The sequence below is a fragment of the Pseudoxanthomonas beigongshangi genome (genome assembly GCF_016820515.1).
In the GTDB taxonomy this organism is placed as follows: domain Bacteria; phylum Pseudomonadota; class Gammaproteobacteria; order Xanthomonadales; family Xanthomonadaceae; genus Pseudoxanthomonas_A; species Pseudoxanthomonas_A beigongshangi.
In genome coordinates this window covers 75,600-99,471 of record NZ_JADHDV010000013.1, presented here as the reverse complement: position 1 = coordinate 99,471, position 23,872 = coordinate 75,600, and the positions used below count along the sequence as shown (strand labels likewise).

General features: G+C 67.9%; 23 protein-coding genes and 1 pseudogene. 16 read left to right on the top strand and 8 right to left on the bottom strand.

Features of this window, described 5'->3' with window-relative positions:
* The first annotated feature begins 152 nt into the window (after nt 1-152).
* The 3 genes from IQ458_RS11480 to IQ458_RS11470 are packed head-to-tail and all read left to right on the top strand — an operon-like array spanning nt 153 to nt 2,277.
* A complete protein-coding gene (locus tag IQ458_RS11480) occupies nt 153-737 on the top strand; it encodes a nitroreductase family protein (RefSeq protein WP_183638760.1) in 585 nt (194 codons plus the stop codon).
* Entirely contained in the window at nt 727-1,650 is a 924-nt protein-coding gene (locus IQ458_RS11475) for a 5'-3' exonuclease (RefSeq protein ID WP_183638762.1), read from the top strand. Before IQ458_RS11480 ends, IQ458_RS11475 begins: the two co-directional genes overlap by 11 nt.
* 60 nt (nt 1,651-1,710) lie before the next feature.
* Nucleotides 1,711-2,277 carry an NUDIX hydrolase gene (locus tag IQ458_RS11470; RefSeq protein WP_192197894.1) on the top strand — a complete coding sequence of 189 codons (567 nt, stop codon included), beginning with the start codon at nt 1,711-1,713 and terminating at the stop codon, nt 2,275-2,277.
* Between the two features lie 10 nt (nt 2,278-2,287).
* On the opposite strand, the gene IQ458_RS11465 is transcribed toward IQ458_RS11470, so the two are convergent.
* Nucleotides 2,288-3,166, bottom strand: a complete 879-nt coding sequence (locus IQ458_RS11465; protein ID WP_203322893.1) for a LysR family transcriptional regulator — start codon at nt 3,164-3,166, stop codon at nt 2,288-2,290.
* 85 nt (nt 3,167-3,251) lie between these two features.
* On the opposite strand from IQ458_RS11465, the gene IQ458_RS11460 reads away from it, so the two are divergent.
* Nucleotides 3,252-3,731: a multidrug/biocide efflux PACE transporter gene (locus IQ458_RS11460; RefSeq protein ID WP_183638769.1), complete on the top strand. Its 480-nt coding sequence runs from the start codon at nt 3,252-3,254 to the stop codon at nt 3,729-3,731.
* 72 nt (nt 3,732-3,803) lie between these two features.
* On the opposite strand, the pseudogene IQ458_RS11455 reads toward IQ458_RS11460, so the two are convergent.
* From IQ458_RS11455 to IQ458_RS11440, 4 genes and pseudogenes are all read right to left on the bottom strand, one after another.
* Nucleotides 3,804-4,013, bottom strand: a pseudogene (locus IQ458_RS11455) (alkylphosphonate utilization protein); the annotation flags it as partial.
* A gap of 74 nt (nt 4,014-4,087) precedes the next feature.
* Nucleotides 4,088-5,029, bottom strand: coding sequence for a prolyl aminopeptidase (pip, locus tag IQ458_RS11450; RefSeq protein WP_183638773.1), 942 nt, complete (start codon nt 5,027-5,029; stop codon nt 4,088-4,090).
* Nucleotides 5,030-5,099: 70 nt separating this feature from the next.
* Entirely contained in the window at nt 5,100-5,951 is an 852-nt protein-coding gene (prmC, locus tag IQ458_RS11445; protein WP_203322891.1) for a peptide chain release factor N(5)-glutamine methyltransferase, read from the bottom strand.
* Nucleotides 5,952-5,988: 37 nt separating this feature from the next.
* Nucleotides 5,989-8,694, bottom strand: coding sequence for a M1 family metallopeptidase (locus tag IQ458_RS11440; protein WP_203322890.1), 2,706 nt, complete (start codon nt 8,692-8,694; stop codon nt 5,989-5,991).
* A 255-nt stretch (nt 8,695-8,949) separates the two neighbouring features.
* On the opposite strand from IQ458_RS11440, the gene ahpC reads away from it, so the two are divergent.
* The 5 genes from ahpC (at nt 8,950) to IQ458_RS11415 (ending at nt 14,012) form a co-directional block, all read left to right on the top strand.
* Complete coding sequence (ahpC, locus tag IQ458_RS11435; RefSeq protein WP_141455826.1) at nt 8,950-9,513, top strand: alkyl hydroperoxide reductase subunit C; 564 nt, start codon at nt 8,950-8,952, stop codon at nt 9,511-9,513.
* A gap of 209 nt (nt 9,514-9,722) precedes the next feature.
* The gene (gene ahpF, locus IQ458_RS11430; protein WP_203322889.1) at nt 9,723-11,309 is read left to right on the top strand and encodes an alkyl hydroperoxide reductase subunit F; all 1,587 of its coding nucleotides are present in this window, start codon (nt 9,723-9,725) and stop codon (nt 11,307-11,309) included.
* Between the two features lie 139 nt (nt 11,310-11,448).
* The gene (gene oxyR, locus IQ458_RS11425; RefSeq protein WP_183638781.1) at nt 11,449-12,411 is read left to right on the top strand and encodes a DNA-binding transcriptional regulator OxyR; all 963 of its coding nucleotides are present in this window, start codon (nt 11,449-11,451) and stop codon (nt 12,409-12,411) included.
* A 124-nt stretch (nt 12,412-12,535) separates the two neighbouring features.
* Entirely contained in the window at nt 12,536-12,967 is a 432-nt protein-coding gene (gene rnk, locus IQ458_RS11420; RefSeq protein ID WP_203322888.1) for a nucleoside diphosphate kinase regulator, read from the top strand.
* Nucleotides 12,968-13,031: 64 nt separating this feature from the next.
* Complete coding sequence (locus IQ458_RS11415) at nt 13,032-14,012, top strand: transaldolase (protein ID WP_183638783.1); 981 nt, start codon at nt 13,032-13,034, stop codon at nt 14,010-14,012.
* A 411-nt stretch (nt 14,013-14,423) separates the two neighbouring features.
* On the opposite strand, the gene msrA is transcribed toward IQ458_RS11415, so the two are convergent.
* Complete coding sequence (msrA, locus tag IQ458_RS11410) at nt 14,424-15,074, bottom strand: peptide-methionine (S)-S-oxide reductase MsrA (protein ID WP_203322887.1); 651 nt, start codon at nt 15,072-15,074, stop codon at nt 14,424-14,426.
* A gap of 166 nt (nt 15,075-15,240) precedes the next feature.
* Here msrA and IQ458_RS11405 point away from each other — a divergent pair, with 166 nt between their 5' ends.
* Complete coding sequence (locus IQ458_RS11405) at nt 15,241-16,872, top strand: peptide-N4-asparagine amidase (RefSeq protein ID WP_203322886.1); 1,632 nt, start codon at nt 15,241-15,243, stop codon at nt 16,870-16,872.
* A gap of 173 nt (nt 16,873-17,045) precedes the next feature.
* Here IQ458_RS11405 and IQ458_RS11400 read toward each other — a convergent pair whose 3' ends face one another.
* Complete coding sequence (locus IQ458_RS11400; RefSeq protein WP_183638789.1) at nt 17,046-17,315, bottom strand: putative signal transducing protein; 270 nt, start codon at nt 17,313-17,315, stop codon at nt 17,046-17,048.
* Between the two features lie 44 nt (nt 17,316-17,359).
* Nucleotides 17,360-18,028, bottom strand: a complete 669-nt coding sequence (locus IQ458_RS11395; protein ID WP_203322885.1) for a glutathione S-transferase family protein — start codon at nt 18,026-18,028, stop codon at nt 17,360-17,362.
* Nucleotides 18,029-18,134: 106 nt separating this feature from the next.
* On the opposite strand from IQ458_RS11395, the gene IQ458_RS11390 reads away from it, so the two are divergent.
* From IQ458_RS11390 to IQ458_RS11365, 6 genes are all read left to right on the top strand, one after another.
* On the top strand, nt 18,135-19,889 hold the full coding sequence (locus tag IQ458_RS11390; RefSeq protein WP_203322884.1) for a glutamine--tRNA ligase/YqeY domain fusion protein: 1,755 nt from the start codon (nt 18,135-18,137) through the stop codon (nt 19,887-19,889).
* A gap of 2 nt (nt 19,890-19,891) precedes the next feature.
* Entirely contained in the window at nt 19,892-20,452 is a 561-nt protein-coding gene (locus IQ458_RS11385; RefSeq protein WP_203322908.1) for a nucleoside deaminase, read from the top strand.
* Nucleotides 20,453-20,479: 27 nt separating this feature from the next.
* Nucleotides 20,480-21,523 carry a 23S rRNA (cytidine(2498)-2'-O)-methyltransferase RlmM gene (rlmM, locus tag IQ458_RS11380; RefSeq protein WP_203322883.1) on the top strand — a complete coding sequence of 348 codons (1,044 nt, stop codon included), beginning with the start codon at nt 20,480-20,482 and terminating at the stop codon, nt 21,521-21,523.
* Between the two features lie 80 nt (nt 21,524-21,603).
* Nucleotides 21,604-21,939 carry a hypothetical protein gene (locus IQ458_RS11375; RefSeq protein WP_203322882.1) on the top strand — a complete coding sequence of 112 codons (336 nt, stop codon included), beginning with the start codon at nt 21,604-21,606 and terminating at the stop codon, nt 21,937-21,939.
* An 11-nt stretch (nt 21,940-21,950) separates the two neighbouring features.
* Nucleotides 21,951-22,850 (top strand): SMP-30/gluconolactonase/LRE family protein, encoded by a 900-nt coding sequence (locus IQ458_RS11370; RefSeq protein ID WP_203322881.1) that lies wholly within the window; start codon nt 21,951-21,953, stop codon nt 22,848-22,850.
* A gap of 108 nt (nt 22,851-22,958) precedes the next feature.
* Complete coding sequence (locus IQ458_RS11365) at nt 22,959-23,681, top strand: hypothetical protein (protein WP_203322880.1); 723 nt, start codon at nt 22,959-22,961, stop codon at nt 23,679-23,681.
* Nucleotides 23,682-23,872 lie beyond the last annotated feature (191 nt).

Below are 23,872 nucleotides of genomic sequence, written 5' to 3'. Positions count from 1 at the left end.
GCGCAAGGTTCCCCGCCTTGGCAGGCGAAAGTTGCAAACGACCCGTTAAGGTCAGGCGACTCACACATCGTAGGAAATCCAGTGCGAACCTGGCGTGACCAGATCGGCACTTTGGCGCGGTGCAACGGGAATGACAAGTTAAACTTGCCGGCATGTCTGCCGCCTCCCCCCTCCAGTTCCTCGACGATCGCCGCTCGGTACCGTCCCGCCAGCTCGGTGAACCCGGACCCGACCCGGCCACCCTGCGCCGCATGCTGCAGTCCGCGGTGCGCGTGCCGGATCACGGCAAGCTGGTGCCGTACCGGTTCCTGCACATCTCGGGTCCGGCCCGGCTCGCCCTGGGCGATGCGCTGGCCGAGCGCACCCTGGCGCGCGATCCGGAGGCACCGGCCGCGGCGGTGGAGAAGGATCGCGCGCGCTTCTCCCATGCGCCCGACATCGTCACCGTGATCGCCCGGATCACGCCCGGCCACAAGGTGCCCGAGCAGGAGCAGTTGCTGACCGCGGGCAGCGTCTGCTTCGCCCTGCTGCAGGCCGCGCAGGCGCTGGGATTCGGCGCGCAGTGGCTGACCGGCTGGATGGCCTACGACGAAGCCGTCGCCACACTGCTGGGCCTGGGCGCGAACGAACGCATCGTCGGCTTCATCCATATCGGCACGCCGCGGATGGAGGCGCCCGAGCGGGAACGGCCGGATCCGGCCGACCTGCTCAGCCATTGGCAGCCCGATGGCCGCTGACGCCGACCTCGCGCCGGCGCGTCCGCTCTACCTGGTCGATGCCAGCCTGTACGTGTTCCGCGCCTGGCATTCGATGCCGGACGAGTTCCACGACGCCGACGGCTGGCCCACCAACGCGGTCCACGGCTTCGCCCGCTTCCTGCTGGAACTGTTGGAGAAGGAACGTCCGCGGCACATCGCCATCGCCTTCGACGAAGCGCTCGACAGTTGTTTCCGCAACCGCATCTATCCGGCCTACAAGGCCAATCGCGATCCGGCGCCCGAGGAACTGCGCCGGCAGTTCGGCCATTGCAAGGCGTTGTGCGCCGCGCTCGGTTTGAGCGTGCTGGCGCATGCCGAATACGAGGCCGACGATCTGATCGGCAGCGCGCTGCACGGCGCGCGCCCCACCGGTTTCCGCGGGGTGATCGTCTCGGCCGACAAGGATCTGTCGCAGTTGCTGTGGGAACACGACGAGCAGTGGGATTTCGCCCGCGGCCAGCGCTGGGGCATGGCCGGGGTCAAGGCGCGCCACGGCGTGGAAGCGCGGCAGATCGCCGATTACCTGGCGCTGACCGGCGACGCGGTCGACAACATTCCCGGCGTCAGCGGCATCGGCGCCAAGAGCGCCGCGGTGCTGCTGGCCCATTTCGGCAGCCTGGACACATTGCTCGCGCGCATCGACGAGGTGCCGTTCCTGCGCCTGCGTGGCGCCGCCGGCATCGCCGCGCGCCTGCGCGAACAGCGCGAACACGCGCTGCTGTGGCGCGAGCTGACCACCATCGCGCTGGACGCGCCGCTGGGCACGCAGGAAGCCGGGTTCGGCCGCGCCGCCGCCGACGGCGATGTGTTGCACGCCCTGGCCGAAGCGCTGCGATTCGGGCCGATGACCCGGCGGCGCCTGCTGGAAGCGGCGGGCCTTTCGGTCGCCTGATCGCGGCGCGGCGCCCTCCGGCGCCTACAAAACGTCATCGCCAGCCGTTAGCATCGCGGCATGGATGACGCTTCCCGACACCGCAAGACCGCCGCACCCCGCACCGTCTACGAAGGCCGCTACCTGCGGATGGTCGAGCGCGGTACCTGGGAGTATTCCGAGCGCACCCACAGCGGCGGGCTGGCCGCGATCATCATCGCGGTGACGCCCGACGACCGGGTGTTGTTCGTCGAGCAGTTCCGGGTACCGCTGCAGGCCAGCACCATCGAGATGCCGGCCGGGCTGGTCGGCGACATCGATGCCGGCGAATCCATCGAGGTCTCGGCCATCCGCGAACTGGAAGAGGAGACCGGCTGGACCGCCGCGCACGCGGAAGTCCTGTTGATCGGTCCCACGTCTTCCGGCAGCAGCAGCGAGAAGGTCGCCTTCGTGCGTGCCACCGGCCTGCGCAAGGTCGGCCCGGGCGGCGGCGATGGCGACGAGGACATCACCGTCCACGAAATCCCGCGCGCGCAGGCGGCGGCATGGCTGACCGCGAAGTTGCGCGAGGGCTACGAACTGGACGCCAAGCTCTGGGCCGGCCTGTGGATGATCGAACACAACCTGGACGGCACCCCGCGCGGCTAGCCGCGGTCGTTCAGGCCGGTTCGGCCAGCAGGCGTTCCAGCATCCAGCTGGCCGCGGGCCCCAGCGGCCGCCGCCGCGACCAGATGATGTCCACCGCCTGGCTGCGCGGCCAGCCCGCCACCTTCAGTTCCCGCAGGCGGCCACCGGCGTAGCCGTTGACCAGCCAGCGCGGCAGTTCGGCCCAGCCGAAGCCGTGCACCGCCATTTCCAGCAGCAGCAGGTAGTTCGGCGCGGTCCAGCGGCCGTCGCCCGCGGGCAGCGCATCGTCCCGCGCCTCCGGCTGGCCCACCGTGCTCAATGCGAGCAGGCGCCAGCCCGCCAGATCCTCGACCCGCACCCGCGGCAACTTCGCCAGCGGATGATCGTGGGCGACGAACAGGTCGAATTCGGCGCGTTCGGCCACCGTCGCCCAGCCCAGTTCCGGCGCGTAGTGCTCGCGGGCGGCCAGCACGGCAAGGGTGGCGCGGCCTTCATCCACCAATACGATCAGGTCCTCGCGCTCGGCCAGCAGGCATTCGAACTCCAGGTCCGGGTAACGCTCGGCCATTTCCGCCAGCAGTGCTTCGTAACCGGCCGACTGGTAGGCATCGGACAGCCCCAGGGTCACCCGCGCCTCGCGCCCGCCCGCCAGTTCCGCCGCCACCCGTTGCAGGCGATCGGACGCGGCCAGCACCTGCTCGACCCGGCCCGCCAGCACCTGCCCGGCCTCGGTCAGCCGGGGTTGCCGGCCGGAACGGTCGAACAGGGTGACGCCCAGGTCGATTTCCAGCCGGGCGATGGCTTCGCTGACCGTGGACTGGCTCTTGCCCAGCCGGCGCGCGGCCGCGCTGAACGAGCCCAGGGCGACGGCCTGGGCAAACGCCTGCAGGGATTCCGGTGAGGGATTCATATATCGGCTTTCCCGATGGATTCCAACTTCAACCCATCCTATCAGCCGATGAGAATGCTCGCCTGTTGTTTTGCAGGAGCTTGCCATGAACCCGAATCACGCCGCCCCCGAAAAGAGCCTCAAGGAACGCGTCCTCCACGCGCTGGCCTTCGAAGGCCTGGCCATTGCCCTGTCCGCGCCGGCCCTGGCCTGGCTGCTGGGCAAGTCGCTGCTGCACACCGGCGCGCTGACCCTGGCGGTTTCGACCCTGGCGATGCTGTGGAACATGGCCTACACCGCGGCTTTCGACCGCGCCCAGCAGCGTTGGGGCTTCGAGCGGACCCCCAAGGTCCGCGTCATCCACGCGCTGCTGTTCGAACTGGGTCTGATTGTCGCGACCGTGCCGCTGGCCGCCTGGTGGCTGTCGATCGGGCTGGTGCAGGCGTTCGTGCTCGATATCGGCCTGCTGCTGTTCTTCCTGCCCTACACGCTGGGCTTCAACTGGGCCTACGACGTGCTGCGTGAGCGCTGGCTGGCGCGGGACGCGGCCCCGAACCTGGAAGCCGCCGCACGCGGCCGGACCTGAGCCCGCCTGAAACGAAAAGCCCGCGCCATCCGGCGCGGGCTTTCTTCGATCCATCCGCCACGGCGGACCGGATCAGGCCTTCTTGAGGAACTCGGTGCGCAGCACCAGTCCCTTGACCTTGTCGACGTTGCACTCGATGAGTTCCTCGTCGTCGGTCAGGCGGATGTTCTTGACCAGGGTGCCGCGCTTGAGCGTCACCGAGGTGCCCTTCACCTTCAGGTCCTTGATCAGCGTGACCGAGTCGCCATTGGCGAGCACCGTGCCATTGCTGTCCTTGATCACGATTTCTTCTTCCGACATTTCATCTCCATGAGGCGGGCCGCGGCCCGCCGGCAAAACGCCCCGTGGGGCAGAATTCAGGCGAACGCGTCGGTGGCCCGCACCAGCGCGTCGATGTTCTCTTCCTCGAAGGCGGAATGGCCCGAGGTCGGCGTGATCTCCAGCCGGCCCTTCGGCCACGCCTTGTGCAGTTCCCACGCATTGGCCACCGGGCACACCACGTCGTAGCGGCCATGCACGATGACGCCGGGAATGTCGGCGATGCGCGATGCGTCGCGCAGCAGTTGATCCTCGACCTCGAAGAAACCACCGTTGACGAAGTAATGGTTCTCGATGCGGGCGAAGGCCAGCGCGAATTCGGCATCCTCGTGGCCGCTGACGAAATCCGCGTCGACCCGCAGGAAGCTGGTCGCGCCTTCCCATACGCTCCACGCGCGCGCGGCCGCCAGCCGCACCGCGTGATCGTCGGAGGTCAGGCGACGGTGGTAGGCCGAAATCAGGTCGTGGCGCTCGACCGGCGGAATCGCCGCCAGGTAGTGCTCCCAGGCATCCGGGAACAGGCGCGAGGCGCCTTCCTGGTAGAACCACTCCAGTTCCCAGCGACGCAGCATGAAGATGCCGCGCAGGACCAGTTCGGTGACGTGCTGAGGGTTCGCTTCGGCGTAGGCCAGCGCCAGGGTCGAACCCCAGCTGCCACCGAATACCTGCCAGCGCGCGACGCCCAGGCGCTCACGCAGTTTCTCGATGTCGGCGACCAGATCCCAAGTGGTGTTGTCGACCAGATCCGCGTGCGGCGTCGAGCGCCCGGAACCGCGTTGATCGAACAGGATGATCCGGTACTTCCCCGGGTCGTGGAAACGACGCATCTTCGGGCTGCAGCCGCCGCCGGGACCGCCATGCAGCAGGACCACCGGCTTGCCATCCGGATTGCCGCACTGCTCGTAATACAGCGTGTGGCGATCGTCGACCTTCAGCGTGCCGGTGTCGTAGGGTTCGATGTCCGGATAGAGCGTGCGCATGGCGATTCCCGCGGAAAACAGGCGCCCATTCTAGCCGGCGCGGCCTTTTCCCGCTGCCGCGCCCGGCGGCTCAGCCCGGCCAGCGCCCTAGCGTGACGCGATCGCGCGCTTCCAGATCCCGCTCGGTGGCAACGGCGGCCAGACCCGCTTGCAACAACAGCTCGCGGATCGCGGCGCCCTGGTCCCAGCCGTGTTCCAGCAGCAACCAGCCACCCGCGCGCAGATGACGCGGGGCGCCAGCGACAATGATGCGAATCGCGTCCAGGCCATCGATGCCCGATGCCAGCGCGGTCATCGGTTCGTGGCGCAGGTCGCCCTGCTCCAGATGGGGATCGGCCTCGGCGATGTAGGGCGGATTGCTCGCCACCAGATCGAAGCGCTCGCCTGCCAGCGGCAGCCACCAGTCCCCCTGGAGGAAGCGGACATTGCCGATGCCGTGTTCGCGCGCGTTGCGTCCGGCCATCGCCAGCGCGCCCGCGCTGGCGTCGGTGGCGACGATCCGTGCCTGCGGGCGCTCGCTGGCAACGGCCAGCGCGATCGCGCCACTGCCGGTGCCGAGATCGGCCACGTCCGGCGCGCCTTCCAACGGCAGGCGGGCCAGCGCCAGTTCCACCAGCAGTTCGGTTTCCGGGCGCGGAATCAGGGTGTCCGGGCCGACCGCCAGGTCCAATGTCCAGAAACCGCGCCTTCCGGTCAGGTAAGCGACCGGTTCGCCGGCGATGCGACGTTCCAGCAACGCCTCGAAGCGCGCCATCTCCTCCGCACCCAGCGGATCCCGCGCGTGCGCGAACAGCCAGGCGCGATCCCGTCCGAGCACGTGCGAGAGCAGGTGCTCGGCGACATGGCGGCCGTCCCCGGCGGGAAGACGGCCGACCGCCCGTGACAGGCATTGGCTTACATCGGGTTGTCCGGAACTGCCCATCGCGCGACCTGCGGCCCGCCCAGCGCGGGCGCGCAGCTTACTGCAAAGCGCCGCCGAAGCCCTTCGCCCGCTGCGCGTCGCGCAGGTCGGCGCACAGGCCGATGTTCTCCGCTTCCTGCTTCAGCGCGCGCGGGCCGCCTTCGACCGTCTTCATGCGTTCACCGAATCGGGACAGCAGATCCGCGGCTTCCTGCTTGCTGCACATGCCCGCGCCATAGACCGAAACCAGCCGCGCGCCCGCCGGCGCCAGCGACGCCTCCAGGGTCTTGAAGTGGGTATCGACCCATTGGCGCAGGGCCGGACGCGCTGCTTCCACTTCCATCTGCGGCATCAGCAGCGGCGCCAGCTCGTTCCGGCGCAGCAGCCCCTTTTCCAGGATGAAGCCGCGGGCGCGCTCGGCCTGCGGCGCGTCGCTCATGTTGCCCAGCGCCTCCAGCAGTTCCGTGCGGATCGCCGCATCCTGGGTCGCCCGCAGGTGCTTCTCCAGCAAATCGAAGGTCGCCGCATCCCCGGCCCGTGCGACCGCGGCCAGCGAGACCGCCCGCAGGTCGCGCGGAACCGCTTCCGGATCCAGCTTGCCCGTGCCGGCGCTGCCGTCCGCTTCCTGGCCGATGATCGCGCGGCCGCGGCGCACCAGTTCCTCGCCCAGTTCCGGGCTTTCGCCGGTGCGGTACAGGAAGCCGATCAGCGTGCGGCGCAGGATGCGGGTGTCGTCGCTTTCACCCGGCTTGCGCTCCAGGCCGAGCGCCTGCAGGCGCGGCCCGTAGATCTTGCGCGCATAGGCGGCCACGGCGGCCTTCTGCGCATCGTCCGCGGCCAGGTACTCCTTCATCCAGGCCAGTTGTCCCATCGGCGCGGTCGCGGTCTGGCGCACCTCGGCCGCGGCCAGTTGCGGCACGCCGGCCAGGTAGCCGGCGGCGTCGATGCTGCCGGCCTTGAACGCCGCTTCCAGCGAATCCGCGTAGACGCGCTGCTCGCGTTCGTCCAGTTGCGCGAATGCGCCCGCCAATTGTTTGGCCGCCTTGTCGTCGAGCGCGAACCGGTAGTAGCCGTGGCCGTGCGCGTTCGGCATCACCCAGGCCGGGCAGCTCTTGGCCTGGGTCAGCGGCATGGTCGTGGTGGCCTGTTCGACCAGGCTGCATTCGGAACGCACCTGATCGCCGTCCCGGTAGCGCACGCAGAACGGCATGCCCCAGGTCTGGCTGGCGCTGGCGGCGGATCCCAGCGGCAGGTAACGCTGCTGCTGCAGCTTGAGCGAAGGCGTCTTGCCGTCGCAATCGACTTCCACCTTCACGTAAGGCACGCCGGGCTGGTCGATGAAGCTCTTGAACGCGCGATCGACACCGGCCGGGTCCTTGCTCTGTGCCGCCACCGCGGCAATCAGGTCGCCGCTGGTGGCGTTGCCGCGCGCATGCGCCTTCAGGTAGCTGCGGATGCCATCGCGGAACGCCGTCTCGCCGATATAGGTCTCGAACATCGACAGTACCGCGCCGCCCTTCTGGTAGGTGATGCCGTCGAAGGCGGACTGGATCTCGGTGAAATCGTTGATCGGCTCGTGCACCCGGCGGGTGCTGACCAGGCTGTCCTCGCCCATCGCCTCCAGCGCGCCCTCCAGCAGGCCGCGATCGGCATGGAAGCCCGGCTGCAACTGGCCGGTGATCTTGGTGCCCATCCAGGTGGCGAAGGCCTCGTTGAGCCAGAGATCGTCCCACCACTTCATCGTCACCAGGTCACCGAACCACTGGTGCGCCAGTTCGTGCGCGCTGACCCCCCAGTACGCCTGGCGTTCGCGCGGAGTGGACTTCTCGTCCGGGAACATCAGGGTGTCGCGATAGACGATCAAGCCCGCGTTCTCCATCGCACCAGCCCAGAAATCGGGTGCGGCGACGTTGTCGAGCTTGTCGAACGGATACGGCGTGCCGAAATATTCCTCCAGCTTGGTGACGATCACCGGCGTGTTGTCCAGCGTGTAACGCATGCGCTCGCCCTGCCCGTGCGCGGCGACGCCGCGCAGCGCGATCGGGGTGCTGCGGATGGCGGTGGCCGGAATGTCCGGCCCCTTCGGCACGTCCCAGGGTCCGACCGCGAACGCGATCAGGTAGCTGGGCAACGCCTCGGTGCGGGCGAAGGTGACCTTCTTCCAGCCATTTCCCAGCGACTCGGTTTTCAGTTCGCGGCTGTTGGCGACCGCCACGTCCTGCTCGGGCACGATCAGGGTGATGTCCCAGGGCTGTTTGAAACTGGGTTCGTCGAAACCCGGGAACGTGTTGCGCGCGCCGAGCGGCTCCATCTGGGTGACCACGTAGTCGCGGCCGTCCGGCTTGACCCGATAGGCGCCCTGCAATTGCCCGTACGGCGCTTCGAAGACGATTTCCAGCACCGCCTTGCCGGCCGGAATCGATTCGGCAGCGGTCAGCTTGAGCACGCCGGACACGTCGGCCGATTCGGCGGCCAGCTTGACCCGGCGCCCGTCGGCCAGGAGGGCGGTGGCCTGGCGGATGTCGAGATCGCGTCCATGCATCCACAGGACGGAAGTGGCTTCCTTGACCTCGGCATCGATGCGGGTGGTGCCGCTGAAGCGTTCCTGGCGCGGATCCAGCTTCAGTTCGAGATTGACCAGCGACGGCACCACGGTGCGGGGCAGCGGTCCCTTCGGAACCGCGGCGGACTCGGCCGCCTGCCCGGGCAGCGAGGCCGCCAGCAACAAGGCACACGCCAACGCGCTGCGACGCAATACGGTCATCTCGGAACCCCACAGTGGAAAGCCTTCGAACTTACGACCGGCCGATACCGGCGCCCCCCTGCCGAAAGTACCGATCGCCCGTGACCTTGGCCGGGAATCATCGAGTCCCCATATCGATCGGGAGGCTGACCACGGCAATCGATAGATAAAATCTATTGATACAATCTTATCAATCCATTGGATTGATTAGGCTACGCCTATTAACCTTGCTTTCGTTGCTTCACCCCTGTCCCCTCCGAACCAAGAGGAAACCTGATGTCCCTGATCAACACCCAAGTCCAGCCGTTCAAGGCCACCGCGTTCCACGCCGGCGAGTTCGTCGAAGTCACCGACGCCACCCTGAAGGGCAAGTGGTCCGTGCTCATCTTCATGCCGGCCGCCTTCACCTTCAATTGCCCGACCGAAGTGGAAGACGCCGCCGACAACTACGCCGAATTCCAGAAGGCTGGCGCCGAGGTGTATATCGTCACCACGGATACCCATTTCTCGCACAAGGTGTGGCACGAGACCTCCCCGGCGGTGGGCAAGGCCCAGTTCCCGCTGGTCGGCGATCCGACCCACCAGCTGACCCGCGCGTTCGGCGTGCACATCGAGGAAGAAGGCCTGGCCCTGCGCGGCACCTTCATCATCAACCCGGAAGGCGTGATCAAGACCCTGGAAATCCACGACAACGCGATCGCCCGCGACGTCACCGAGACCCTGCGCAAGCTGAAGGCCGCGCAGTTCGTCGCCAACAACCCCGGCCAGGTCTGCCCGGCCAAGTGGAAGGAAGGCGCCAAGACCATCGCCCCGTCGCTGGACCTGGTCGGCAAGATCTGATTTCCACGCAATACCCGTTGTAACGGCGCCCGGGCGGCACGCCCGGGCGCTTTCCCCCGCAGACGGACGTTTGCATCAGCGGCCTGCGCCGCGCCAGTCCTCTCTCCCCTGGCTCCCTCCCTCCGGCCCAGGCCGCTACTGCAAACGCCCTTGCGGTCTCCCCGACCGCACCCGTGTTCTTCCTTCCGCCTTCATCAAGGAGCCCCCGCATGTTGGACGCGAACCTCAAGACCCAGCTCAAGGCCTACCTGGAAAAAGTCACCCGGCCGATCGTGATCACCGCGTCGCTGGACGACAGCGATTCGTCGAAGGAACTGCAGGCGCTGCTGGCCGATCTGGTTTCGCTCTCGGATCGGATCAGCGTGACCGAATCCCGCGATGACAACGAGCGCAAGCCCTCGTTCGCGCTGGGCACGCCGGGCCAGGACATCCACCTGCGCTTCGCCGGCCTGCCGCTGGGCCACGAATTCACCTCGCTGGTGCTGGCGCTGCTGCAGGTCGGCGGGCATCCGTCCAAGCTCGGGCAGGACGTGATCGAACAGATCCGCGGCCTGGACGGCGAATACGTGTTCGAAACCTATTTCTCGCTGTCCTGCCAAAACTGCCCGGACGTGGTGCAGGCGCTGAACCTGATGAGCGTGCTGAATCCGAACATCCGCCACGTCGCCATCGACGGCGCGCTGTTCCAGCAGGAGGTCGAGGCGCGCGAAGTGATGTCGGTCCCGACCATCTTCCTCAACGGGCAGGTGTTCGGCGCCGGCCGGATGGGCGTGGAAGAGATCGTCGCCAAGCTCGACACCGGCGCCGCCTCGCGCGAGGCCGAGAAGCTCAAGGCCAAGGCACCGTATGAGGTCCTGGTGATCGGTGGCGGCCCGGCCGGCGCGGCGGCGGCCATCTACGCCGCGCGCAAGGGCATCCGCACCGGCGTGGCGGCCGAACGCTTCGGCGGCCAGGTGCTGGACACCATGGCGATCGAGAACTTCATTTCGGTGCCCTACACCGAGGGCCCCAAGCTGGCGGCCGCGCTGGAACAGCACGTCAAGGACTACAGCGTCGACGTGATGAACCTGCAGCGCGCCGAGAAGCTGGTGCCCGGCAAGGATCTGATCGAGATCCAACTGGCCAATGGTGCATCGCTGAAGGCGAAGACCGTGATTCTCTCCACCGGTGCCCGCTGGCGGCAGATGAATGTCCCGGGCGAGGACCAGTACCGCAACAAGGGCGTGGCGTACTGCCCGCATTGCGACGGTCCGCTGTTCAAGGGCAAGCGGGTGGCGGTGATCGGTGGCGGCAACTCGGGCGTCGAGGCGGCGATCGATCTCGCCGGCATCGTCAACCACGTGACCCTGATCGAGTTCGACGACAAGCTGCGCGCCGACGAGGTCCTGCAGCGCAAGCTGCGCAGCCTGCCGAACGTGCGCATCATCACCAGCGCGCAGACCACCGAGGTGCAGGGTGACGGCAGCAAGGTCACCGGCCTGGTCTACAAGGACCGCGTGGGCGGCGACAGCCACCGCATCGAACTGGAAGGCGTGTTCGTCCAGATTGGCCTGCTGCCCAACACCGAGTGGCTGAAGGGCACGCTCGCGCTGTCTCCGCGTGGCGAGATCGAGGTCGACGCGCATGGCCGCACCTCGGTGCCGGGCGTGTTCGCCGCGGGCGACGCGACCACCGTCCCGTACAAGCAGATCGTCATCGCCATGGGCGAAGGTTCGAAGGCCGCGCTGAGCGCGTTCGACCACCTGATCCGGACCTCGGCCCCGGTCGAGGCGCCGGAAGAAACCGCCACCGCCTGAACCGGGCCGCCGGCCCGGCCGCGCCGGGGACGCGTCGCGTTCCCGGAATCGGCGTACTCTCTGGGGTGGTCGAGCCCGCCGCGCCGCGAGCGCCGGTTCGGATGGGCCCCGCCACCGGCTTCCCAACGGACTCACCCGGATGAATCTTCGTGATCTGAAATACCTGGTGGCCCTGGCCGATCACAAGCACTTCGGCCATGCCGCCGCGGCCTGTTTCGTCAGCCAGCCCACCCTGTCCACCCAGATCAAGAAGCTGGAGGACGAATTGGGCGTACCGCTGGTCGAACGCGCCCCGCGCAAGGTCATGCTGACGCCGGCCGGACGCGATGCCGCGGATCGCGCGCGCCGCATCGTGGCCGAGGTCGAGCAGATGAAGGAAGCCGCCCGCCGCAGCCAGGATCCGGAAGCGGGCACGGTGCGGCTGGGGATCTTCCCCACCCTCGGTCCCTATCTGCTGCCGCACGTGGTGCCGCGCATCCGCACGCGCTTCCCGCAACTGGAACTGCTGCTGATCGAGGAAAAGAGCGACGTCCTGCTTTCGCGCCTGCGCGAGGGCAAGCTGGACGCGGGCATCCTGGCGCTGCCGCTGCAGGATGATCAGCTGCATACCGAATTCCTGTTCGAGGAACCGTTCCTGCTGGCCGTACCGGAAGCGCATCCGCTGGCGGCACGCGATTCGCTGTCGCTGCGCGAATTGTCCGATCAGCAGTTGCTGCTGCTGGAGGATGGCCACTGCCTGCGCGAACAGGCACTGGATGTGTGCCGGATTTCGGGGGCCAACGAGAAATCCGAGTTCCGCGCCACCAGCCTGGAAACCCTGCGCCAGATGGTCGCCGCCAATGTCGGCATCACCCTGCTGCCCACCCTGGCGGTGAAGCCACCGGTGGCACGTTCGGACAGCATCCACCTGCTGGGCTTCACCGACTCGCACCCCAGCCGGCGGATCGCGATGGTATGGCGCCGCAGTTCGGCCATGGCCGCGTTCCTGCAGGAACTGGCCCGGGTGTTCCGGGAATTGCCCGAATCGCTGTTCGATCCGGCACAGGACATGAATCCCGCCGCAACGCGCGGCGGCGGTCCGCGCGCACTCCGCGCGGGCTGAACGCCGCCGGCTTGAACCGTGGCCGGCAAACGGCTACGGTAAGCCGCACAAACCAACCACGAATGGGCGACGCGGAAACGCGGCGCCCATTTTCCTTGTTCAACGCCCGAAAAAAGAGGACACGATGAGTACCGCGCATACCAGCGGCCTGCCGCCTTCGCTGATCATTTCCAGCCGCGACTTCAACCGGCTGGAAGCCCTGCTCGATTCCCCCGCCCTGCGCCGCCTGCCGGCCGCGGTGGCCCTGATGAATGAACTCAATCGCGCCGAAGTGCTGCCGCCGGAACAGATTCCGGAAGGCGTCGTGACCATGCACTCCACCATCGACTGCATCGATGAGCTGACCGGCGAGCACCACAACCTGACCCTGGTCTATCCGAACGAAGCCAACGTCGACAAGGGCTACGTCTCGGTGCTGGCCCCGGTCGGCAGCGCCCTGCTGGGCCTGTCGCTCGGACAGACCATCGACTGGCAGGCGCCCGGCGGCCGCCACCTGCGCCTGCAGGTCACCGGCATCCGCTACCAGCCCGAGTCAAACGGCGAATTCCATCGTTGATCGCTGAACTGGCGGGCGGCGCGAGGCATACTGTGCCTCCCCTCTCGCCATCATGAGTGTTGCGATGAATTCCCCCGCTTCCCCGTCCAAGCTGGCCCAGTTGCGTGAACTTTCGGTCGTGGTCGCCGACACCGGCGACTACGAGGCGATCAAGCGCCTGAAGCCGGTGGATTGCACGACCAACCCGACGCTGGTGAAGAAGGCGCTCGACCTGCCGGTCTACGCCGACCTCATCGAGCGCGAACTCGGCTGGGCGCGTGGCCAGGACGGCGATCGCGCGGCGATCGTCAACGAAGTGGCCGACCGCCTGACGGTCGGCGTCGGCGCGATGCTGAGCGCGCTGATTCCCGGTCGCGTCTCCACCGAGGTGGACGCGGATCTGGCCTACGACACCGCCGCCACCGTGACCAAGGCACGCAAGTTCGTCGCCATGTACGCCGAGCGCGGCATCGGCCGCGACCGCATCCTGATCAAGGTGGCATCCACCTGGGAAGGCGTCGAGGCCGCGCGCCAACTGCAGGCCGAAGGCATCGACTGCAACCTGACCCTGATTTTCAACCAGGCCCAGGCGATTGCCTGTGCCGAAGCCGGCGCGTTCCTGATCTCGCCCTTCGTCGGCCGCATCCTCGACTGGTATGTCGCCCAGGGCCAGGCGCCCGCCAGCATTGACGAGGATCCGGGCGTGGTGTTCGTACGCGGCGTCTACGCCGAGTTCAAGCGGCGCGGTTCGCCGACCGTGGTGATGGGCGCTTCGTTCCGCTCCACTGCGCAGATCGAGGCGCTGGCCGGTTGCGATCGCCTGACCATCTCGCCGGATCTGCTGGAGAAGCTGGATCAGGATCACGGCGCGCTGCCACGCAAGCTCGAACCCGTCGCGGCCGGGCCGGTGACCGCCGCGCCGATCAACGCGCAGAGTTTCGCCGCCGCGATCGAAGCCGATCCGATGGCCAAGGAAAAGCTCGCCACCGGCATCGAGATCTTCGCCAAGGATCTGGTCGCCCTGCGCGACACCATCGCCCAGCGCCTGGCCGAAGCCACCGCCTGAGTCTGCGCACTTGCTGAATCCGGGACTGCTGGCCGGCCTCGCCGGCCGGTGGTTCCAGCTCGTCCGGCATCCGCGCACCTCCCCTTGTGGGAGCGACGTGAGTCGCGAAAGCCCGCAGCAGCACTGAATCCGGACGACTGGGAGGGAGACGAGCCACGTCTCTCTCTCAGGAAGAAAGTCGCGCGGCCCATCGCGACTCACGTCGCTCCCGCATGACAAAAAAGGGCGACCGGCGAATTCGAGGCTCGCAACCGATCGCGAACGCCTCGCGTGCAGGGCGACGTGAGTCGCGACCTGTCAACGCCACGGAAACACGGGTACGTTCGCGGACGATCCTGGTCGCCTGGTGCGGGTTGACGGACGACCTCGTGGCACGGTCGCGACTGATGTCGCTCCTACAGGTGACGCGTACTAGGCGTCCAGGCCGATCGCGCAGCTCACGCCGGTACCGCCCAGTCCGCAGTAGCCATTCGGGTTCTTGGCCAGGTACTGCTGGTGGTAGTCCTCGGCATAGTAGAACTCCGGCGGCGGATACAGGATCTCGGTGGTGATGTCGCCATGGCCGGCCGCGCGCAGGCGCTGCTGGTAGGCCTCGCGACTGGCGAGCGCGGCGTCGTACTGCGCCTGCGAATGGCACAGGATCGCCGAGCGGTACTGGGTACCAAGATCATTGCCCTGGCGCATGCCCTGGGTCGGGTCGTGGTTTTCCCAGAACACCCGCAGCAATTCCTCGAATCCAATCCGCTTGGGGTCGTAGATCACCCGCACGACTTCGTTGTGCCCGGTCAGCCCGGAACACACTTCCTCGTAGGTCGGGTTGGGCGTTCCGCCGCCGGCGTAGCCGACCGACGTGCTGTACACCCCCGGCAGGCTCCAGAACTTGCGCTCCGCACCCCAGAAACAGCCCATGCCGAATTCCGCCTGCAGCAGGCCGGTAGCCTCCGCGCGCAGCGGCCGGCCGTGGACGAAGTGGGTGTTGTTGATCGGCAGCGGGTGGGCGCGGCCGGGCAGGATTTCCTCCGGGCGCGGCATGCGCTGTTTGTGGGCACCGATTCCGAGCATGGGACACCCCGCAGATGATGGATGTCTCCGGATCTGGGCGCGCCCGGTCCGCTTTCAAGCGCAACGGACTGTCGCGCCGGGGAGCGCCGGTGTAGGCTGCGCCATCCCCCACTGCCCGCGCCCTACCCGGCATTTTCCGCGCCACGAATTGGATCGATACAAACCGATGATTTCCCGCTACGCCCTGCTCCTGTGCGCCGCCACGGCGGCTACCCCGGCGTTCGCCGCCGACACCCGTCCGCCCGCCGAATTCGGCGCCGACTGGGACGACCCGCGCACCGCCGAGCCGAAGGTGGTCCGCCCGGACATCCGCCACTGCACGGTGGAAATCGTCCGCCACGGCTTCGCCGACTTCGAGCCCTACCGTCAGGCATTCACCCCGCCGGCCGACTGTCCCGGCCCGTGGCACAAGGTGGTGCTGGACATGGAGGGCAGCGTGAAGGGCCGCCAGTACGACCGCATGGGCCAGATCAGCGTCGGCGGCGTGACCCTCCTGCGCACCAGCACGCCCGAACCGTCCCGCGAAGGCATCCGCTGGCAGGTCGAGAAGGACGTGAGCGCCTATGCGCCGTTGTTCACCCGCGAGCAGCCGGTGGTGATGGAGCTGGGCAACCTGGTCAACGAAACCTACACCGGCGTGTTCGACATCCGCGCCACGCTGACTTTCTACCCCGCCGACGCGGCGCACGCGCCGGCCGCCACCGCCGAACGGATCGTCCCGCTGGATGAGGCCCACCGCGCCGGCGCGGATCTGGTCGGCGGCTTCACCCTGCCCGCCGACACCCGCCGGCTGGTGGCCGAGGTCTATGCCAATGGTTCCGGCGGCGGTTGCGAGGAGTTCTGGTACCTGAGCGTGGCGCGCAAGGAGTATTCCTGCGCGAGCGAGCATGGTCCCTATCGCGAACTGCAGGTGCTGATCGACGGCAAGGTCGCTGGCCTGGCGGCGCCGTACCCGCACATCTACACCGGCGGCTGGTCCAATCCATTCCTGTGGTACGCGATCCCGGCGCCGCATACCTTCGACCTGCATCCGCAGCGCTTCGAACTCACGCCCTTCATCGGCCTGCTCAACGACGGCAAGCCGCACGAACTGCGGGTGCGCGTGGTCGGGCTGGCCCACGACGCGACCGGCTGGACGCTGCTGCCCCACCTGCAGATCTGGCGGGATCCGAAGGGCGTGCGGACGCGCGGCGAACTGACCTCGCACGTGCTGGGCAAGCCCGCGCGGAACGATGCCTTCAGCGAAGAGAACGGCCGCACGGTGCTGCGCGCTTCCGGCGCCGGCGAGCTGAAACTGGCCGGCTGGATCGAGACCTCCGAGGGCCGGCGCGACATCGAGGTGGCCTATCGTGTCGGCATGCAGAGCCGGCACGACTGGGACAAGGACGAGAATGACGACCGCCTCAAGGCGGAATGGACCGATTCGCAGCGCATCTCGACGCAGGCTGCGGGCCAATCCGCCGTCATCGAGGAAAAAGCGCTGGCCTTCAGCCTGGACGGCGGTATCCGCACCGTGGCAGAAGCCGGCAATCCGCGTTTGACCACCGATCTGGTTATTCAGGCGGACGAAACGAACCAGCGCCGGCAGGGTGATGCGGCCGCCAGTTGGACCAAGGTGGAAAACCGCTTCGAGGGCGAGGCCGCCTATACCCAGAAAGTGTCGCGCGAACAACGCCGCGCGACCGGCCATTCCCGCCAGGATTTCCGCATGACCGACAGCGCGGGCGCCTGCCAGGCGCGCCATATCGCGACGGTCAACGGTTACTTCACCGAAGACGACACCACCTGCGTGCGCTGACGCTCCAGCAGCATGCCTCCGGATGCCCGCCTTTGCCTCCCCGTTGACCAGCCATTCGGCTGGTCAACGGGGCTGATCCTCGGTTTGTCGGGCGTTGACCTCGCAGTACCAGCACGGGTCAAAGAAAGCAGGAGCGACCACACGGCACGCCCCCGCCACGGCCTCGCGGCCCTTCAGGCCGGCAGCGGGCTTCCTTCCGGCGAATCCGTCGCGGGCTCGTCCCCTTCCGGCGGCTTCGCCAACGGCAGCCTCGCCACCACGTCCTGCGCCTCCGGCCAGGCCGGGTCCGGCACGCAGACCCGCAACACGCCGAACAGCGGCAGTTCGCCCATGCCACCCATCAGCGATTCGCCGAACACGAACGCCGGCAAGCCGGCGTCCTCCAGCGCGTGCTTGACCATGTGGGCATCGAAGAGGTTGTCGGCCAGGTAGACCACTCGCATCGGCACATCTCCAGCAATCGCCCGCAGGCTACACCGTCCGGGCTTTACGGCGCCTTGCGGAACGCCTCGGTGCCGGGCACGGATTCGGTCTCCTGCGCCCCCGCCTCGCGCCACTCCCGCATCGCCGGCAACGCGAACAGCGCCTGCATGTAGTCCTTCGCCACGCCGTCCACCGGCACGCCGTAGCCGTCGAAGCGAATCGCCACCGGCGCGAACATCGCGTCGACGATGCCGAAGCCGCCGCACAGGAAGTCGCCACCCTGGCCGAAACGGGCGCGCAGCTCCGACCACAGCGCCAGCACCCTGTCGATGTCGCGCTGGGCCGCCTCGTCCCAGCGGTAGGCGTCAGGCTGGCGGCGGCTGTTCATCGGCAACTGGGTGCGCAGGCCGGCGAACCCCGAATGCATCTCGGCGGCGGCCACCCGCGCCAGCGCCCGCGCGGTCCGCTCGCGCGGCCAGCCGGCGCCGTCCAGCCAGCGTTCGTTGACGTACTCGCAGATGCCCAGCGAATCCCACAGGTGCAAATCCCCATCCCACAGGGCGGGCACCTTGCCGGTCGGTGAGTAACGCTTGACCTCGGCGAAGAACTCCGGCGTGTCCAGCGGCAGCCGGATCTCGTCGAACTCGACCCCGAACTGGCGCAGCAGCAGCCACGGCCGGAGCGACCAGGACGAGTAGTTCTTGTTGCCGATGATCAGGATGGGGCGGCTCATGCACGGGTTCCGGTGCGGAAAAGGGCGTACAGGATAGGCCCGGCGCGACGCGGGCGGGGACCGGACCGGCTAAACTCCCCGTTTGCCCCGAACCACCCTGCCCCGCATGTCCGAGACCCCCGCCCCCGCCGCCGCCACGCCGGAGAACACCGCCCCCGAGAAGCGGGACTTCATCCGCCAGATCGTGCGCGAGGACCTGGCCAGCGGCCGCCACCACGCCATCAAGACCCGGTTCCCGCCGGAACCCAACGGCTACCTGCACATCGGCCACGCCAAGGCGATCTGCCTGGACTTCGGCATCGCCGCCGAGTTCGGCGGCGTCTGCAACCTGCGCCTGGACGACACCAATCCAGCCAAGGAAGACCCCGAGTACGTCGCCGCGATCCAGGACGACGTGCGCTGGCTGGGCTTCGACTGGCACGACCTGCGCCACGCCTCGGACTACTTCGAGGTGTATTACCTGGCCGCCGAGAAACTGATTCGGCAGGGCGACGCCTTCGTCTGCGACCTGACCGCCGAACAGGTCCGCGAATACCGCGGCAGCCTGACCGAGCCCGGCCGCAATTCGCCCTGGCGCAACCGTTCCGTGGAAGAGAACCTGGACCTGTTCCGGCGCATGCGCGCGGGCGAATTCGCCGACGGTGCGCGCACCCTGCGCGCCAGGATCGACATGGCCAGCGGCAACATCAACCTGCGCGACCCGGCGCTGTACCGGATCAAGCACGTCGAGCACCAGAACACCGGCAACGCCTGGCCGATCTATCCGATGTACGACTACGCGCACTCGCTCGGCGACGCAGTGGAAGGCATCACCCACTCGCTGTGCACGCTGGAGTTCGAGGATCACCGCCCGCTGTACGACTGGTGCGTGGACAAGGTCGATCTGGCCAACCATCCGGAACTGCTGGCGCCGTTGCTGGACAAGGGCCTGCCGCGCGAAGCCGGCAAGCCGCGCCAGATCGAATTCTCGCGGCTGAACTTCAACTACCTGGTGATGAGCAAGCGCAAGCTGCTCGCGCTGGTCAACGACGGCCTGGTGGATGGCTGGGACGATCCGCGCATGCCGACCCTGCAGGGCATCCGCCGCCGTGGCTATACCCCGGCCGCGCTGCGCCTAATGGTGGATCGCGTGGGCATCAGCAAGCAGAACTCGCTGATCGACTACAGCGTGCTGGAAGGCGCGCTGCGCGACGACCTGGACGCGGCGGCGCCGCGCCGGATGGCGGTCATCGATCCGCTGAAGCTGGTCATCACCAACCTGCCGGACAGCCACGGCGAATCGCTGGTGTTCCCGAACCATCCCAAGGACGAGGGCTTCGGTTCGCGCGAAGTGCCGTTCTCCAATCAACTGTGGATCGAGCGCGAGGACTTCGCCGAAGTGCCCCCGAAAGGCTTCAAGCGGCTGATCCCCGGCGGTGAAGTGCGCCTGCGCGGCGCCGGTATCTTCCGCTGCGACGAAGTGATCAAGGACGCCGACGGCCAGGTCATCGAAATCCGCGGTGAGCTGGATCCGGAATCGCGTCCCGGCATGGTCGGCGCGGACCGCAAGATCAAGGGCACCATCCACTGGGTCAGCGCGCGCCACGCGGTGCCGGCGGAAATCCGCCTGTACGACCGCCTGTTCACCGTGGCCGACCCGGATGACGAATCCGAAGGCAAGACCTACCGCGACCACCTGAATCCGGACTCGCGCCGGACCGTGCAGGGCTACGTGGAGCCGGCCGCCGCATCTGCCGCGCCGGAACAGGCGTTCCAGTTCGAACGCATCGGCTACTTCGTTGCCGACCGCTATGACCACACCGCCGGCAATCCGGTGTTCAACCGCAGCGTGACCCTGCGCGACACCTGGGCCAAGGCATGAGCATGCTGTACGCCCAGGTCCACCTGACCCTGCCGGCATGGGTGCACGACGCTATCGACAGCGCCGCGGTGTACCCGGGCGACGAGGACAAGGTCGGCCTGGCGATCGCGCTGTCGCGCCGGAACGTGGAAGCCAACAGCGGCGGCCCGTTCGGCGCGGTGGTGTTCGGCCCGGATCACCGCGTCATCGCGGTCGGCGTGAACCGGGTGATGCCGCATACCTGCTCGCTGGCGCATGCCGAGAACATGGCCTACATGCTGGCGCAGCAGCGCCTGCAGACGCCGCGCCTGAACGAGCGGGTCGGCCCGATCACCCTGGCCACCTCCTCGCAGCCCTGCTGCCAGTGCTATGGCGCCACCGTCTGGGCCGGCATCGATCGCCTGCTGATCGGCGCGCGCGCCGAGGACGTGATGGAACTGACCGAGTTCGACGAAGGCCCGCTGCCGGCCGACTGGGTCGGTGAGTTGAACAAGCGCGGCATCGAAGTGACGCGCGACCTGTGCCGCGACGATGCGCGTGCGGTGTTGAAGCATTACGGCGAATCCGGTGGCGACAAGTACTGACGCCGGCGTCGCTCGCGGAGCGCGGCAATGAGCGGCCTGCTCGGTTTCTGCCGCCAGGGCTTCGAGCCGGAGCTGGCCGCCGAACTGACCGAACGCGCGGCGATGGCCGGCATCGCCGGTTACGCGCGCGCGCAGCGCAATGACGGCTACGTGCTGTTCGCCAGCGACGAGGCCGACGCGCTGGACCGCGCCATGCCGTCGCGGGATCTGGTGTTCGCGCGGCAGAAACTGCGCGTGCTCGCCGAACTGCGCGGGCTGGATCCACGCGACCGCATCAGCCCGATGCTGGCCGCGCTGGAGGGCCAGCGCTTCGGCGATCTGTGGGTCGAACATCCCGATTCCGATAGTGCCAAGCCGCTGGCCGGACTGGCGCGCAGCTTCGGCAACGCGCTGCGGCCGGCGTTGCGCAAGGCCGGCGTGCTGAGCGCCCAGGACGACACGCGCCTGCCACGGCTGCACGTGGTGTTCGTGCAGGGCGATCACGCCTTTCTCGCCCGCAGCCAACCGCGTGATGCCTCGCCCTGGCCGCTAGGCATCCCGCGCCTGAAATTGCTGCCGGACGCGCCCTCGCGCTCGGCGCTGAAGCTGGAGGAAGCGCTGCTGGTCCTGCTGGACGCGGACGAGCGCGCTCGCCTGCTGAAACCGGGCATGACCGCCGCCGACCTGGGTGCGGCGCCGGGTGGCTGGACCTGGGTGCTGACCCGCCAGCACCTGCGTGTCACCAGCGTCGACAACGGCCCGTTGCGCCAGCATGTGCTGGACACCGGCCTGGTCGAGCACCTGCGCGCGGACGGCTTCCACTGGAAGCCCGCGCAATCGCTGGACTGGATGGTCTGCGACATGGTCGAGCAGCCGCGCCGGGTCGCCGAACGGATGGCGACATGGTTCCGGGAAGGCTGGTGCCGGCATGCCATCTTCAACCTCAAGCTGCCGATGAAGAAGCGCTGGGACGAAACCCGGCTGTGCCTGGATCTGTTCGCCGAGCAGGCATCGCGGCCACTGACGGTACGTGCGCGCCAGCTCTATCACGACCGCGAAGAGATCACGGTGTTCGCTACGCGGCATTCCTGATCGACCGCACGTCCGCCACCCGCGGGTTAGTATCGGTGCCAGTTCATCAGGCACGTCCTCTTGGCGTGCGCAGGAGTCACATGGCCGCCACCTGGATCACCATCGCCGCGTCCTCGCTGCCGGAAATCATCCGGCTTGCCAGGCCCTTGTTCACCCGCACGCCCCCTATCGATACCACCCAGGTGCAGCGACTGGCGATCATCGACGAGCAGATTGCCGAGCTTCAGGCCGCCGCGACCCGCAATGCCGATTCGATCAGCCGGCTCGCCACCGACATGCAGAAGACCATCGAGGTGTTGCAGGTCGGTGCCGATCGCATGGAACGCCAATTGCATCACGCCAACCGCCTGGCCGCGATCGCCACCACGGTGGCGGCGCTGGCCTTCGCCACCGCGCTGTACGCCCTGGGCCGCTGAGGAACCCATCGATGAATCTGCGCCACTGCCTTTTCGCCGCCATCCTCGCCTCGACCGCTTCCGCCAGCGACGCCGCCGAACCCGAATACGTCGCCCGCGATTACGTCGGCGACGGCGTCTTCTCGCGGGGCATCGAAGGCCCGGCCGTCGGTCCCGATGGTCATCTCTACCTGGTCAGTTTCGGACGCGACGGCACCATCGGCCGCGTGCGCGCGCAGGCCGATGGCAGCGGCAAGGCCGAACTGTTCGTCGAACTGCCGGCCGGCAGCACCGGCAATGGCATCCGCTTCGCGCCGGACGGCGCGATGTACGTGGCCGACTACAGCGGCCACAACGTTTTGCGCATCGATGCCGAAGGCGACGTGGAAGTGTTCGCGCACGATCCGCGCATGCACCAGCCCAACGACATCGCGCTGGCCCCGGACGGACGCCTGTACGCCAGCGACCCGGACTGGAAGAACGGCGGCGGCCAGTTGTGGCGCATCGATCGCGACGGCAGCGTCCACCTGCTGGAAACCGGCATGGGTACCACCAACGGCGTGGAGGTAAGCCCGGATGGCAAACACCTGTACGTCAACGAAAGCGTGCAGCGGAACCTGTGGGCGTACGACCTGGACGGCAGCGGCAACGTCTCCAACAAGCGCCTGCTGATGAGCTTCCCGGATCATGGCCTGGACGGCATGCGCACCGACGTGGACGGCAATCTCCATATCGCCCGTTACGGCGCTGGCACGGTGGCCGTGGTCTCGCCGGAGGGCCGCCTGCTGCGCGAAGTGCGACTGAAGGGCGAGAAGCCCACCAACGTCGCCTTCGGCGGCGAGGACGGCCGCACCGTCTACGTGACCCTGCAGGACCGCGGAGCGGTCGAGGTGTTCCGGAGCGCGCGGCCGGGGCGTGAACACGGGCGCTGACCTGCCGAAGCGGGAGCCGGATTCGGGTTCTGTGAGCGCCGCCGCATGGGGTCTCAGGCGGTGACATGCCCGCATGGCAAGATGCTTCCCTGACCCGGAGCCCCTCCCATGCTGCCCATCGAACTGAAGGATCCCGCCGCGTTTGGCAACGAATTCCTGCGCCTGACCCTGCTGCAGGGGTTCCAGTCGCTGACCAAGCGGGACCTGGAACTGCTGATCTTCGTGCTGCTGGAACGCGACGGCGCCATCGATCGCGCGGAGTCCAATTTCATCGTTGCCGGCAAGCTGCGGGTCACCCCGGCCAAGGTGAAGGCGCTGCGCCGCGATGGCTATGCGCGCTGGCGGGCGCTGGTGCCGGAGGAGCGCGAGGCGGCGCTGCAACGCATCGTCGCCACCGTGCTGACCGAGGCCAACCTGCGCGCCGGCGCGAAGCACGTCAGCGAGCGCAGTCGCAAGGACGGTTTCCTGGCCGTGCGCATCGAGCATCCGGATGACCAGCAGCAGTTCGAGCAGGCGATCCTGGATGTCGGCGCGTTGCCGGTCTACGAACGCAACCGCGAAGTGGTGGCGGTGCGTTTCGACACCCTGCTGGCGATCGCCGAGCGCTGGGGTTTCCTGCAGACCGATCCGGCGCATATCCGCGGCGAGTTGAAGAAGCTGGCGCCGACGTCGGAGGAAGTCGCGGAGTTGCTGAAGAAGGATGTCGGCAAGCTGCGTTGGCAGGATGCCCGCAATGCCCTCAACAGCCTGGGTGCGGAAGCCATCGCCAGCACCGCCGAAGGCGGCCTGAAGGCGCTGCTCAAGCTTGTTTTCCCGTTCCTGCCGGGGTGATTGGCAGAGCCGGGCGCCGAGCAAGTCCACTTGTAGCGCCGAGCTTGCTCGGCGGCCGCGGCGCTCAACCGCGAGAGCAGCGGAGTGAGCACGACTCTGCCCGCAGCACCGAGCTTGCGTTGGAGCGCCCCCCACCCCAGCCCTCCCCCGCACGCGGGGGAGGGAGCCGTTTGCGTGTTGCGCTCGTTTCC